Below are 15,679 nucleotides of genomic sequence, written 5' to 3'. Positions count from 1 at the left end.
TCAAAGTGCACCAACCGGGATTAATCTGACTTCAAGAATGGCAGAAGCCGGTGAAGTTACGTTCACAAATGCCACTATCAACGCCATCACACTACCGAACAGGGACATACCGACTGATCGCCCATTACTTTCACCTACCGCTCAACAGACTGAGCAGATATTATCATCCAGTACAGTGGCACTACCAAACCGGGACGCACTGCCTGAACACCCCACACTTCCGTCTACCAGTCAACAGACTGAGCAGATATTATCATCCGGCACAGTGGCACTACCAAACAGAGATGAACTCACTGAACACCCGGTACTTCCACCAGTTCAACAAACTGAACGGGTACTCCCCCCTGCCACTGTCACCCTACCAAACAGTGTTACATTAGATGAGCGCCCGCTGGTGTTACCAACCGGCCAACAATTTGAACTGGCACTACCGTCTGATACCGTCCAAGGCCAAAGCATCGAACCGCTTATCCGCATCGTTGCCCCAGACACCCGCCTGCCGGACAACAGCCTGTTTGTCGTACAGCCGGGCAGTGACAGCCATTACCTAGTGGAAACCGACCCTAAATTCACCCAGTATAAAAAATGGCTGGGTACGGATTATATGCAACAACAGTTAACCCTTGACCCGACACTGGCACATAAACGCCTGGGAGATGGGTTCTACGAACAGCGTCTAGTGCGTGAGCAAATCACCCAACTGACCGGGCAGCGTTATCTGGCCGGACACAACAACGATGAAACTCAGTTCAAAGCACTAATGGAAGCTGGCGTTGCTTTCAGCAAACGGCAACAACTTACCCCCGGTATTGCACTGAGTCCGTCACAGATGGCACTGCTCACCTCAGACATTATCTGGTTGACCAACCGGACCGTGACTCTGGCAGATGGCACAAAACAGACCGTGACCGTGCCACAAGTCTACGCTCGCGTGAATAAAGGCGACTTGACCGGTAACGGCGCCCTGCTCTCCGGCAAAAACATGACAATAAATAGCCGAGGAGATATCACCAACAGCGGCGCCATCAGCGGACGTGAAATCACCAAACTGACAGCAAACAATCTGACCAACAGCGGCTTTATCCAAAGCGGCAAAGTGGATTTAACCACCCGGCAGGACATCACCAACCTCGGCGGACAAATTCGGGGCCACGACCACGTTTCCGCACGGGCAAACCGGGATATCATCAGTACCTCTACCCTGCGCGGAGAAGGTGCTGACCGCTGGCTGGACCGACAGGCGGGTATTTATGTCCAAAATGACAACGGCGCCGTGTCGTTGAAAGCCCTCAACAACATCCGCCTCACCGCTAGTGAAGTCGATAATGCCGGCAAAGACAGCCAGACAGAGATAACCGCGGGACTCGATCTGACTCTGGACACCCTGCGTACTCATCGCACGGAAAACAGTGACTGGGGGAGCGACAACTATCGCCATCTGACACAACAACATGACGTTGGTAGCCAGATAAGCACTGCCGGCAACCTAGCCCTGCGAGCGGGCAATAACCTCAATGCCACCGCAGCTAACATGAACGCCGGTCAGCGACTGACGGCAAGGGCCGGAAACAACCTCACTCTAGATGCCGGTACCGCTTCATCCGACCTGATAGAACACAGCAAACAGACCAGTAAAGGTTTACTCTCCAAATCCTCCGTCGAAACCCACGATGAAGTGCATGAACGCCGGGCGCAGAGCACCACGCTCAGCGGCGACAGCGTGACTGTACAGGCCGGGAATGACCTAAACATCATCGGCAGTAACGTGGCAGGCACTCAGGATGTTAATCTGGCCGCCGGCAATCAGCTCACCGTCACTACCGCTGATGAAGCCCGTCATGAAACGCACTTCAAGCAAGAGAAAAAATCGGGACTGATGGGCACCGGGGGTATCGGCTTCACCGTCGGCAAAGCCAGCCAAAAATCCACTACCGACATCGACAGCAACCTCAACAAAGGCAGCACGGTAGGCAGCAGCCAGGGCAGTGTGACATTCAGCGCCGGAAAACAACTCAAACTTCACGGCAGTGATGTAGTGGCGGGCCGCGATATGCAACTTTCCGGTCAAAACATTAATATCACCAGCGCGGAAAACAGTCACACTGCTGTCACCAAAACCGAACAGAAACAAAGCGGCCTGACCGTGGCCCTGTCCGGCACCGCAGGCGGGGCCCTGAATTCCGCTGTTCAAACAGTTCAAGCGGCCAGAAGTGAAAGTGACAGCCGAATCAAAGCCTTACAAGGCACCAAAGCCGCCCTTAGCGGAGTACAGGCAGTCCAGGCTGCCCGTCTGGCCAATGCTAAAGGCGGTGACGACAAAGCCAACAACAACCTGGTGGGTGTCAACCTCTCCTACGGCAGCCAGTCCTCCCGGTCAGAGCTGAAACAGCACCAGACCACTCAACAGGGCAGCAGCCTGATGACCGGAGATAATCTCACCCTCACCGCTTCCGGCACACCAGACCAAAACGGAGATATTCGTATTCAGGGCGGTCAGTTGCAGGCAGGCAAAGACCTGCAACTCAATGCCAGCCGGGATATCCAGCTCTCATCCAGCCAGAACACCGAACAGACCACCGGTAAAAACAGTAGTCGTGGCGGTTCACTAGGCGTCGGTTTCACTGCCGGACCGGGGGGCACGGGTATCAACCTCTCCGCCAGTGTCAACTACGGCAAAGGCCGTGAAAGCGGCAACGGCGTCAGCCATAATGAAACTACGCTGGATGCGGGGCAAACCGTCACCCTCAACGCCGGTCGGGATGCGACGCTCAAAGGCGCCCAGGTCAGCGGCGAACAGATTGCCGCCGACGTCAAACGCCACCTGACACTCAGCAGCGAGCAGGACAGCAACCGCTACGATATGAAGCAACAAAACGTCAGTGCCGGCATCAGTGCCAATGTCGGTCCGGGTTCAGGAGGCTCATTGAACCTCAGCGCCAGCCGCGACAAAATCCACAGCAACTTTGACTCCGTACAAGAGCAGACCGGACTGTTTGCCGGTAAAGGCGGCTATGAAGTCAAAGTAGGTGAACACACCCAGCTTGACGGTGCAGTCATTGCCAGTACCGCAGACAAAGACAAAAACACCCTCGATACCGGCACTCTCGGCTTTGGCGATATCAAAAACAAAGCGGATTTTAAAACCGAACACCATAGCGTGAGTATCAGCACTGGCGGCTCAGTAGGCGGCATGTTACTCAGTAATATGGCGGCCAATACCCTGGGCGGCGCTAACCGGGAAGGCCACGCCCAAAGCACCACCCATGCCGCCGTCAGTGACGGCACCCTGATTATCCGGGATAAAGACAACCAGCAACAGGATATCACCACCCTGAGCCGGGATACCGACCATGCCAATAACGCTCTCAGTCCTATCTTCGACAAAGAGAAAGAACAGCAACGACTGAAACAGGCCCAACTGATTGGCGAAATCAGTGCGCAGGTGATTGACATCGCCAGTACTGAAGGAGCAATTATCGCCACCAAAGCGGCCCACGCCAAACTGGAAAACATCAGTGACCCGGATAGAGAAGCGGCCCGAAAGAAACTGGAAAACGCAGGCAAAACCAACATTACGCCTGAGCAAATTAAAGACCAGATTTACAAGACCGCCTATAACCAGGCATTGAATGAGTCTGGCCTTGGCACCGGAGGGAAATACCACACCGCTTTACAGGCGGCTACCGCAGCTATTCAGGGATTAGCAGGGGGGAATATTGGTCAGGCACTGGCCGGCGGCGCTTCCCCTTACCTGGCCGGGGTGATTAAAGACCTGACTACCGACCCGAAAACCCATCAAGTCGATGTCGTCACCAATACTCTGGCCCATGCAATTCTGGGGGCAGTGGCCGCCGAAGTCAGTGGTAACAATGCGCTGGCGGGTGCGGCCGGAGCGGCGGGCGGTGAACTGGCCGCGCGAGAACTGATGAAGCATATTCATGGTGAAAATGTTAAAGTCAGTGACTTAAGTGAAGAGGAAAAACAGACCATCAGCACCCTCTCCACTCTCGCTGCCGGGCTGGCCGGCGGCATTGCCGGTGACTCCACCGGAAGCGCCGTTACCGGTGCCCAGGCCGGGAAGAATGCGGTGGAGAATAATTTCCTGACAGCCAAAGATGTCCACGAACTGAAAGAAGAACTGCTGGAAGCGGAGAAGACTGGCGCAAACAAGCAGGTGATTTACGACAAGTTTAAGGAGCGTAGCGAGAAAAACCGTCAGGAAGGTGTCTCGGATGACTGCTCCCATAACCCGGGCTGTGTGGTGTCCGTCTGGGAAATGATGAACTCGGGAACAGACGCCGCCAGTGGCCTGAACCGGACTTCGTTCTTCTCCAGCCTTAGCAATGAGGAGATGACACAATTAAACCGCTTTGTGCAGGCGGAAAATGCGGAAAGCGCCCAGGCGATTTACCAGTCGCTGCCAGATGTGGTAAAGAAGGTTGTTGAAGGCAAGGAGTTCGCAGAACAGTTTGGTATAATACCAAAAGTGGGCAGCAGTAGTGGGATGATTGGGCTGGGGATAGCCGGGAAGAAGCCTGCGACAAAAGATACAGACAATACGGGTACAAAAGGCTCGGGGGCATCAGAAACATCACAAGGTAATGCGGAAACAAAAGGAGCTAGCCCATCTGTAAACCAGCCAGTTAATGCAACCAAAGGAACAACAGGGAATTACCGTGTTCATGATTTGAATCAAGCGCCTGATCCAGCGTTAGATCTGAATAAGATCCGGCAAGAAACTAAAACTCACCTCAAATCACGCCAACAAATGGATGATGCCGCAGTTAGTTATGCTGCGGGATCAGTAACTGTCAATGGCAAAACAGAGTATTATTTATCAGTGAGTGGTAAATCTTGGTCTGGTAATTCACCTACAACTGTAAACATTGGTGGTGTAAATTATAAGGTAATTAAAAGTGACAGTCAGAGCGTACCCAGTGTAGAAGTTGAGGCAGGTAAAACTAACTTAAACCACGCTGAACAGAAATTATTCAGTCACATTCAGGATACTTACAAAGGACAAAAAGCAGATGTAAATATCTCTATCCAAAATACATCTGCAATTTCTCCTGGAATGTGTAAAGGATGTGGGAGTACAAGCCAAAGCTTTGCCGAGAATAACAAAGATTTTAATATTAATATTTATCACGGTACAACAGGTACAACAGGTAGAAAAAAAGATGATTAATGAAGCACTAATAAACTATTTGCACTCAGTTTATCCTGAGCTAGAAATCGATATCAACTATATGCGAGGTTATTCTGCTGAAGAAATCTCGAAAATTGAACGCCTTTATGATATTGAAGTTAAAGGTCAGCTGTATGATTTTTTAATTTGTATGGGACGCTGTAGTGGCGGGCTTTTCGGTGATTTCCCTTTAGTTTTTTACAGGGAGCAAAAAACCCTTCGAGGTAGCCTATTATTTCAAACTGGCTTAAGAGAAGAGTTAGCTGAGATTCAACGCCATGATTTGCTTAAACAAAGACCATTTTTTATATCGGTGGAAAGTTACACTCAATACTATTTCGTATTAACTGAATCAGATAACCCTGACTTGGTTTATCGTTATGATGAAAACGAAGAAGTTGTTCAGGATACGGGCTTAATCCTAAATGATTACTTGAAAAGTGTGGTAGATACAGAAACACGTAATTATAAGTACAAAGCACCTGTCGATTATTCTGGTGATTTACTTATCATCTAGTTTTTTCAGTGTCATATATTAAAGACCCCAGCCAAATGAACTGCCCCCGAAAGTTGGACACCCAACAAGTAGGGGGAAGTTCTCCATGAAGAAGTACAGGAAGCATTTGTCACATTTAAGTAGACACCGCTTCATCCGACCTGATAGAACACAGCAAACAGACCAGTAAGGGCTTACTCTCCAAATCCTCCGTCGAAACCCACGATGAAGTGCATGAACGCCGGGCGCAGAGCACCACGCTCAGTGGCGACAGCGTGACCGTACAGGCCGGGAATGACCTAAACATCATCGGCAGTAACGTCGCAGGCACTCAGGATGTTAATCTGGCCGCAGGCAATCAGCTCACCATTACCACCGCTGATGAAGCCCGTCATGAAACGCACTTCAAGCAAGAGAAAAAATCGGGACTGATGGGCACCGGCGGTATCGGCTTCACCGTCGGCAAAGCCAGCCAAAAATCCACTACCGACATCGACAGCAACCTCAACAAAGGCAGCACAGTAGGCAGCAGTCAGGGCAGTGTAACATTCAGCGCCGGAAAACAGCTCAACCTTCACGGCAGTGATGTGGTGGCGGGCCGCGATATGCAACTTTCCGGTCAAAATATTAACATCACCAGTGCGGAAAACAGCCACACCGCTGTCACCAAAACCGAACAGAAACAAAGCGGCCTGACCGTGGCGCTGTCCGGCACCGCAGGCGGGGCCCTGAATTCCGCCGTTCAAACAGTTCAGGCGGCCAGAAGTGAAAGTGACAGCCGAATCAAAGCCTTACAAGGCACCAAAGCCGCCCTTAGCGGAGTACAGGCTGTCCAGGCAGCCCGACTGGCCGACGCTAAAGGCGGTGGCGACAAAGCCAACAACAATCTGGTGGGCGTCAACCTCTCCTACGGCAGCCAGTCCTCCCGGTCAGAACTGAAACAGCACCAGACCACTCAACAGGGCAGCAGCCTGATGACCGGGGATAATCTCACCCTCACCGCTTCCGGCACGCCAGACCAGAACGGAGATATCCGTATTCAGGGCGGCCAGTTGCAGGCGGGTAAAGACCTGCGACTCAATGCCAGCCGGGATATCCAGCTCTCATCCAGCCAGAACACCGAACAGACCACCGGTAAAAACAGCAGTCGCGGCAGCTCACTGGGCGTCGGTTTAACTGCCGGACCGGGGGGCACGGGTATCAATCTCTCCGTCAGTACCAACCGCGGTAAAGGCAGTGAAAGCGGCAACGGCGTCAGCCATAATGAAACTACGCTGGATGCGGGACAAACCGTCACCCTCAACGCCGGTCGGGACGCGACGCTCAAAGGCGCTCAGGTCAGTGGCGAACAGATTGCCGCCGACGTCAAACGCCACCTGACACTCAGCAGCGAGCAGGACAGTAACCGCTACGATATGAAGCAGCAGAATGTCAGTGCCAGCGACAGTACCACTTTCGGCCCACAACCGGGCGGCTCATTGAACCTCAGCGCCAGCCGCGACAAAATCCACAGCAACTTTGACTCCGTACAAGAGCAGACCGGACTGTTTGCCGGTAAAGGCGGCTATCAAGTCAAAGTGGGTGAACACACCCAGCTTGACGGCGCGGTCATTGCCAGTACCGCAGACAAAGACAAAAACACCCTCGATACCGGCACTCTGGGCTTTGACGACATCAAAAACAAAGCGGATTTTAAAACCGAACACCATAGCGTGAGTATCAGCACTGGCGGCTCAGTAGGCGGCATGTTACTCAGTAATATGGCGGCCAATACCCTGGGCGGCGCTAACCGGGAAGGCCACGCCCAAAGCACCACCCATGCCGCGGTCAGTGACGGCACCCTGATTATCCGGGATAAAGACAGCCAGCAACAGGATATCACCACCCTGAGCCGGGATACCGACCATGCCAACAATGCTCTCAGTCCTATCTTTGACAAAGAGAAAGAGCAACAACGGCTGAGACAGGCCCAACTGATTGGCGAAATCAGTGCGCAGGTGATTGACATCGCCAGTACTGAAGGAGCAATTATCGCCACCAAAGCGGCCCACGCCAAACTGGAGAATATCAGTGACCCGGATAGAGAAGCGGCCCGAAAGAAACTGGAAAACGCAGGCAAAACTAACATTACGCCTGAGCAAATTAAAGACCAGATTTACAAAACCGCCTATAACCAGGCATTGAATGAGTCCGGTCTTGGCACCGGAGGGAAATACCACACCGCTTTACAGGCGGCTACCGCAGCTATTCAGGGACTCGCGGGCGGAAATATTGGTCAGGCGCTGGCAGGTGGCGCTTCCCCTTACCTGGCCGGGGTGATTAAAGACCTGACTACCGACCCGAAAACCCATCAAGTCGATGTCGTCACCAATACTCTGGCCCATGCCATTCTGGGGGCAGTGGCCGCCGAAGTCAGCGGTAACAATGCGCTGGCGGGAGCGGCAGGAGCAGCTTCCGGTGAACTGGCCGCGCGAGAACTGATGAAGCATATTCATGGTGAAAATGTTAAAGTCAGTGACTTAAGTGAAGAGGAAAAACAGACCATCAGCACCCTCTCCACCCTGGCGGCAGGGCTGGCAGGCGGCATTGCAGGTGACTCCACCGGCAGCGCCGTTACCGGCGCCCAGGCCGGGAAGAATGCGGTGGAGAATAATGCACTGAGTGATATTGTCGAACGTCAGTTATCTGGCGAATCACAGACTGACAAATACCAAAAGGCGTTAAAACAGATTGTAGCGGCAGAGGCCGAGCTTAAAGTACAGCACTGTGCGGGGCTTAGTTCTGATGCTTGTTCGGCCAAAATAGATGCTTACCGGGCAGAACTCTTTAAAGGAGCAACTTCTTTCGGAATTGATTTCGTTCCGATTGCCGGTGATATCAAGAGCTTTGCGGAAGCCCAGAGTGCGATAGACTATCTAGCAGCAGTTGTCGGTTTGGTACCTGTTGCAGGTGATGCCGCAGGTAAAGCCATCAAAGCGGCAGAAAAAGCCTTGGCAAAAGGGGATGTTGCCGAAGCCTCTAAGTTAATTAACAAAGCCAGTGATGATATCCAAGCTGTTAAGGCGCTCGACGTTGGCTCCTACAAGGAATTAAAATCTCGTGCAGTCGTCGGGGATGGACTAGAGCATGATCATATTCCGTCATTTGCAGCACTTAGAAAAGCAAAAGAAAATGAATTGGGAAGAAAGCTAACCCCCGCAGAGGAAAAAACTTTATATCAAAATGCAACGGCTGTTGAAATTCCACGGGATGCACATAAAGCTAGCCCGACTTATGGAGGTAAAAACACTCCAGTTCAAGTTCAGAAAGACGCACAGGATCTTTGTGGTGCTGTATGCCGTGATACCGAAGCTTTGAGACATAATATGATAGAACGTGGTTATGACCCTAAATTAGTTGATGATGCGGTACGACAGATCGTAGAACGTAATCAAAGTAAAGGAGTAATGAAATAATGTTGAAATTACAAGAAATTATAGCTTTGCTTGGATGCTCGAAGCTTGATCGTCGTTTTGTTTTATTAGCTCAAGAAATTAATGAGATGCCAGATGTTTCCCCTGACATTTTAGAAGAAAGAATTTATTATTCTTTTTATAGTTCAGGAATTTTACTTTTGCTAGAGAATAATATTCTAGATCAAATTACTTTCTTTATAGAACCTAGTGAAGGCTTTACTGGTTATATCGGCGAGCTACCAGAAGGTATAAAACTAAAGGGAAAGGACTTAGAAATTATTGAAATCATGGGAACACCAACTTCAAGTGGGGGAGGCAAACCAGATATGCTGTTGGGATACATTAACCGATGGGTAAAATATGTAAGAGATAATTACATATTACATATTGAATTCAATAAGAGAAACTTTATAAGTAAGCTTTCTCTAATGCTTAAATAGTATTAATCCCGGCCAATTGAACCGTCCCCCGAAAGTTGGACACCCAACAAGTAGGGGGAAGTTCTATTGAAGAATTACAGTAAGCATTTTTCACATTAAAATAGGCACCACTTCATCAGATTTAGTAGAACACCGAACAGACCACCGGCAAAAGCGCCCAAATTAGTGGAGAACAACTTACCGCTGACGTCAAACGCCACCTGACACTCAGCAGCGAGCAGGACAGTAACCGCTACGATATGAAGCAGCAGAATGTCAGTGCCAGCGACAGTACCACTTTCGGTCCACAACCGGGCGGCTCATTCAACCTCAGCGCCAGCCACGACAAAATCCACAGCAACTTTGACTCCGTACAAGAGCAGACCGGACTATTCGCCGGTAAAGGCGGCTATGAAGTCAAAGTAGGTGAACACACCCAGCTTGACGGCGCGGTCATTGCCAGTACCGCAGACAAAGACAAAAACACCCTCGATACCGGCACTCTGGGCTTTGACGACATCAAAAACAAAGCGGATTTTAAAACCGAACACCATAGCGTGAGTATCAGCACTGGCGGCTCAGTAGGCGGCATGTTACTCAGTAATATGGCGGCCAATACCCTGGGCGGCGCTAACCGGGAAGGCCACGCCCAAAGCACCACCCATGCCGCGGTCAGTGACGGCACCCTGATTATCCGGGATAAAGACAGCCAGCAACAGGATATCACCACCCTGAGCCGGGATACCGACCATGCCAACAATGCTCTCAGTCCTATCTTTGACAAAGAGAAAGAGCAACAACGGCTGAGACAGGCCCAACTGATTGGCGAAATCAGTGCGCAGGTGATTGATATCGCCAGCACCGAAGGAGCAATTATCGCCACCAAAGCGGCCAACGCCAAACTGGAGAATATCAGTAACCCGAATAGAGAAGCGGCCCGAAAGAAACTGGAAAACGCCGGCAAAACTAACATTACGCCTGAGCAAATTAAAGACCAGATTTACAAAACCGCCTATAACCAGGCATTGAATGAGTCCGGTCTTGGCACCGGAGGGAAATACCACACCGCTTTACAGGCGGCTACCGCAGCTATTCAGGGATTAGCAGGGGGGAATATTGGTCAGGCACTGGCCGGCGGCGCGGCAGGAGCGGCGGGCGGTGAACTGGCCGCACGAGAACTGATAAAGCATATTCACGGCGAAAATGCTAAAGTCAGCGACTTAAGTGAAGAGGAAAAACAGGCCATCAGCACCCTCTCCACTCTGGCGGCAGGGCTAGCGGGTGGAATTGCCGGTGACTCCACCGGCAGCGCCGTTACCGGTGCCCAGGCCGGGAAGAATGCTGTGGAGAATAATTTCCTGACTGTCAAAAAGAATGATGCGTTGATCAAAGCTCTTCACGACCAAAAGGCAGGTAAAAACCTCTTGGAAGCTTCACAAAATATCGTCAGACTCACCAATGAAGACAAAGCCAGTAATGTGATGTTAGACAAATATCGCAAAGGTACATTAGATGAGAAAGGAAAACAGGAGCTGTCTGTTTTGCTCAATCAATATAGCTATGAATTGCAGACAGAATATGGTTTTTCAGGAAAAGAAGCTGCGGCTGCAATTCAGAATTTAGTTAACGGGGGCGCATTTGTTGCGGCTGCCGCAGATGCGAAAGCCTATAATGAAGCATTAAGCTATCTGAAAACGTACAGCGTACATTCAGGGCAAGCTGCTCTCGGAACGGATGCATTAACGATATTACCCAGCACGCCAGGAACACTTATTCGGGGAAGCATTGTTGCCGGAGGTTCATATCAGGCTGGTACGGGTATTGGGCAGGTTATTGACGGAAAATATGGTAGTGGCGTAGCAAATATGAGTCTGGGTTCACTAGCTATATTTGGAGGTGTTGCCGGTAATAAAGCCATAACCAAGCCGACAGAAGGAATCGTCTCACCAGATAAACTCACAATTCAGGAAAGTAGTAGAGTTTTAGATAAAAAAACTCATACCTCCATTCCTAAGGTCACAGCAGAGTTAACTGATAAAGAAACCGGGAAAAAATTTACTGATACTAATCAGGGAAATCGACCAGATTACTATCTTGGTGATCAAAGTCGTCCTACACTAATCAATGATATGGTACAGGTGAAAATAGATAAGCGCCCAGACAAAAATTACCCGAATGGAAATATGGCAACTGCTCATGCCGAAGTTGGAACTATCCAGCAAGCATATGAGCAAGGAATGACTCAAGGGCGCAATATGGAAATGTCAATTAGAGGCGAAAAAATTTGCACATATTGTCTCAGTGATATCAAGTCTATGGCAGAGAAATCAGGTCTTAAATCACTAACACTGCATGAGGAAAAAACAGGAAGGACACTATATTGGGAAAAAGGTACGAAAGGTTTCCGTGTGAAGGATAATGATTAATGGATAATTTATTACTATCTTGGTCTATTTTGCAAAATGGAGGGAGTGAAAAATACCCCTCTTGGGAGAGAGTAAATAATTTATTACATTCTCTGAAAATAAACTCAGGTTGTGTAACTATTGATTATTTAGATAATGAAGGATACTTATTATCAGAGCTTCAGGTTAGGATGGATAATGGGATTTATTTAGTTACTATGCTAGATGAAAATGATGAAATATTCACATTTTGGGATCCAACTCAGTCAAATGATAAAATAGATATACTTGGCGATTACTGGCCTGCTTGCCAGCTCACAAAAGATTTCGATTTTGTTGTGAAAGTATTCAAGGAGTTTTTTGATACAGGCAATGTGTCAAAAGAACTTTTAAATTAAGTAACCAACCCCGGCCATTCCAAAACCAGGGTTATTTTTACCACCAGCATTAATCCGGCAGGATAATATCAAATTAATTCAAATTCTTTAGGGGGGAGTTCTGCATGAAGAATTACAGCAAGTGTTTGCTCACATTTAAGTGGGTACCGCTTCATCAGACCTAGTAGAACACAGCAAACAGACCAGTAAAGGCTTACTCTCAAATCTTCCGATGAGGTGCATGAACGTCAGGCACAGAGCACCACGCTCAGCGGTAACAGCGTGCCCCTACAAACCGGGACATTGACAGTAACGTGGCGACACTCAAGATGTTAATCTGACCGCGGGCAATCAGTTCACCATTACCACGCTGATAAAGCTCGTAATGAAACACACTTCAAACAAGGGATATCCCCCCAGTCAACGGCAATCACGCCCAAGGAGAGTTGTCAGGTTAACACCGAGATAATACGGTTAAAAATCAGGGGAATATCATTATGAAGTGACGCACTCCCCAACAGACAATATACACGTTTTATTTTGTTTTTAACCTGAGTCCGCCCCGGTAAAAATCGCCCGCTCCTAGCCGATGTCAGTGATGCCCCTCTGGTCAACATGGATGTGGCTTGACGAACAGGCATAGCGGTTATCTCGCTGAAATTATTTGAGCTATCAGTAGATCACATCACGTTATGCCTGCCCCATTTTTTTCTGGGTATTCCTCAACGCACGGCGGCGGGGAGATTAAGTTTTATTTGTTTATTCTATGGAATGTATCCGTTCCTGAGTTTATTGATGCCCATTGGTCTTTAATATCATCAGGTCTACTGGTCATCATCCATAAGGTAGTAATTTTTTCTGGAAAACTATTTTTAGCCGTTGTTGGCTGCGTTGTTACAATGAAAGGTGAATTTATATCAATTTGACCTACCCATGAAGTTATCGCAGCATATTCATCCCAATTCACAAGAAAGACAATGAGGTTTCCACATATGTTCCCTGTGATACTTCCTGTCGTTGAACCTCCTCCGGCGCTTACAGCGCTAATATATTTACCTGTAAAAAATACGCTTTTATTTGGTTGTATAATTTCTATTGTAGAACCAAGTTCGTTAGCCCATTTTCCTGATATGTCCACATTGTTATTATCTATGTTATCTAAGCCGATCATTCCCTTTGTCGCGACAGATTTTCTAATTATTTCTTCAAGTAACATAGGTCCTCTCCACTAAGTATGATTGAACTTTTTTTGGTGTCTTAATGACAATTATAAGTATAATTCATATCTTTTATCTTTCGTGTTGTTTTGTTGAAGAAAATTAATTTGCTGATATATATGGTTTTATAATCTAATGACACGCTGATAAATATATATTATGTAGAGTAATTTATTATATAAATAATGGCGGAATGGTTTTATTTAATTAGAAAATTATTTTTTCCATAGTCGGAATGAAACATTGATTTTTTTAGCGATTAAATATGTTTCACTTATTATGTGAATCCAAGCACTCTTTTTAATCTGAAAATAGTTTTATGAATTTATTACCTTAGTTTATTTTTTTAATATTTTTGAATATAATGTGCGTTAATTGATTTTAATCCTAAATAACTTTTCAAAATAGTAGAACACTTGGAGGGAACTCAGTCCAATTTTTGCAATCTGATCAATTGTAGATAATCCCAAACCACTAAACGGACTGAGTTATGCCTATCATAGCACCTATACCCCGCAATGAACGACGCCAGATGAAAAAAATTATCCAGAACACCCGAGATAAAGATTATGCTCGCAGGCTCATGGCCATATTGATGCTGCATCGAGGCGAGTCTGTCTCTCTGGTCGCCAAAACCCTTTGCGCCAGTCGTTCTTCTGTCTATCGCTGGATAAACGGGTTGACTTTATATGGTCTGGAAGGACTCAAAAGCCTGCCTGTGGGCAGACCCGCTGTCTGGAATTTAATCCCGCTTTATCCTTTACTGTCTTTTTTATTGCAATCTTCTCCCCAGCAATTGGGCTGCCTGCGTTCTCGCTGGAGTCTTGAGTTTTTTATCATTAAAATCAATGAATTATTAAACATAAAATTATCCATCAGTACCTTCTATCGTTACTTACATAAAATGGGTATCGTGTGGCGAAGGGCAGCCCCGACGCTTAAATTACCCGATCCCGAGTACCCTGAAAAAATGGCGAAAATTACCGAGGCATTGTCAAAGTGTTCAGAAAAACATCCCGTTTTTTATGAAGATGAAGTCGACATCGAGCTGAATCCAAAAATCGGGGCTGACTGGTATTTAAAAGGGCAACAGAAACGTATAGTGACACCAGGAAAAAACCAAAAACATTATTTTGCAGGTTGCCTGAATGTTCAAACGGGAAAAGTGACTTATGCTGACGGGTTAAATAAGAATTCTCAGTTAGTTATCAATGTATTGGAAGAACTTGAACGCCAGTATTGTCATGCTGAAACCCTCACTTTGATTTTGGATAATTACAGTATCCATAAAAGCCGACGGGTCAGAGATTGGCTGGCTTGTCATCCTAAATTTAATCTGTTGTTTTTACCTGTTTATTCACCCTGGCTGAATAAAATTGAGCGTCTGTGGCAATCCTTACATGAAACGGTGACACGAAATCATGGCTGTCAGTATATGTGGCAATTGCTTGAGAAAGTGAAAACGTTTTTAAATTCATGTCCCTACAGGAATAGCAGAGAATAAAAAGAGTGAGTGTATTATAATTATGAAAAGTTATTTAGATCACATTAAAGACATAAAAAGCAGCATAGTTTAAATCAAATCGTAGGCTAGACTGATTAAAACAATGTAAAGCCGTTTAATTCAGCGTATTTTACAGTTTTACATAATAAATGAAAAACAATAACACCGCAATTAACCAGATTTGTATTCTGTTAAATCATTCACTTGAACTTTTTTATGATCGATTATTTAACTGGTTTATGGCAAAGTTTATACCATTTAAAAACGTTATTAAAATCCATTCCTTTGGGAAAATAGATTGTCTGATTAAATTATTCATATGATTACCTTACTTTTTTCCATGAATATTAACAAAACAATTTTTTTCTTGTTTTTCACTAAAAGATTTATGATAGGCAGGTTTTAAACTACTATTAAAAGTCATTTTTTAATCTCCAGTTTTAATCGACATAAGATTTCAACAGTTTTTTTACCTTTTCCGCATTTTATTTTCACTGACTCTATTTTACTGGTAATCCTGAGTAGTTTTTATAAATCAGCCAGTAAATAGCCTGACGACATTAAAGATATCCCTTGATGTTTTCTCGGATAAACCCTCTTTTTTAAAAAAGCTTAAAT

At 47.1% G+C, this 15,679-nt stretch carries 7 protein-coding genes and 2 pseudogenes; 7 read left to right on the top strand and 2 right to left on the bottom strand.

The annotated features are described in order from the left end of the window. Positions 1 to 388 precede the first annotated feature (388 nt). From B0X70_RS25885 to B0X70_RS03130, 6 genes and pseudogenes are all read left to right on the top strand, one after another. Positions 389 to 4,106 (top strand): annotated as a pseudogene (locus B0X70_RS25885) (hemagglutinin repeat-containing protein); the annotation flags it as partial. Between the two features lie 1,074 nt (positions 4,107 to 5,180). Further along, on the top strand, positions 5,181 to 5,705 hold the full coding sequence (locus tag B0X70_RS03150) for a hypothetical protein (RefSeq protein WP_236548281.1): 525 nt from the start codon (positions 5,181 to 5,183) through the stop codon (positions 5,703 to 5,705). A 209-nt stretch (positions 5,706 to 5,914) separates the two neighbouring features. Next, positions 5,915 to 9,139, top strand: coding sequence for a hemagglutinin repeat-containing protein (locus B0X70_RS03145; protein WP_246593423.1), 3,225 nt, complete (start codon positions 5,915 to 5,917; stop codon positions 9,137 to 9,139). Further along, entirely contained in the window at positions 9,139 to 9,579 is a 441-nt protein-coding gene (locus tag B0X70_RS03140) for a DUF6392 family protein (RefSeq protein WP_246593422.1), read from the top strand. The genes B0X70_RS03145 and B0X70_RS03140 overlap by 1 nt, the downstream gene beginning before the upstream one ends. 140 nt (positions 9,580 to 9,719) lie before the next feature. Continuing rightward, positions 9,720 to 11,984, top strand: a pseudogene (locus B0X70_RS26080) (VENN motif pre-toxin domain-containing protein); the annotation flags it as partial. Beyond that, complete coding sequence (locus B0X70_RS03130; protein WP_217470865.1) at positions 11,984 to 12,361, top strand: DUF6911 family protein; 378 nt, start codon at positions 11,984 to 11,986, stop codon at positions 12,359 to 12,361. The pseudogene B0X70_RS26080 and the gene B0X70_RS03130, both read left to right, overlap by 1 nt. A gap of 428 nt (positions 12,362 to 12,789) precedes the next feature. On the opposite strand, the gene B0X70_RS03125 is transcribed toward B0X70_RS03130, so the two are convergent. Together B0X70_RS03125 and B0X70_RS03120 are read right to left on the bottom strand one after the other, a co-directional pair. Further along, entirely contained in the window at positions 12,790 to 12,981 is a 192-nt protein-coding gene (locus B0X70_RS03125; protein ID WP_217470864.1) for a hypothetical protein, read from the bottom strand. Between the two features lie 110 nt (positions 12,982 to 13,091). Further along, positions 13,092 to 13,556, bottom strand: a complete 465-nt coding sequence (locus B0X70_RS03120) for an avidin/streptavidin family protein (protein WP_052105826.1) — start codon at positions 13,554 to 13,556, stop codon at positions 13,092 to 13,094. Between the two features lie 491 nt (positions 13,557 to 14,047). Between B0X70_RS03120 and B0X70_RS03115 the strand changes: the two genes are divergently transcribed. Next, entirely contained in the window at positions 14,048 to 15,061 is a 1,014-nt protein-coding gene (locus B0X70_RS03115; protein ID WP_217470863.1) for an IS630-like element ISPlu10 family transposase, read from the top strand. The last annotated feature ends 618 nt before the right edge of the window (positions 15,062 to 15,679 follow it).

The organism is Photorhabdus akhurstii (assembly GCF_019090985.1).
GTDB classification, from domain to species: Bacteria; Pseudomonadota; Gammaproteobacteria; order Enterobacterales; family Enterobacteriaceae; genus Photorhabdus; species Photorhabdus akhurstii.
This window is presented reverse-complemented; position numbering and strand designations above follow the sequence as displayed.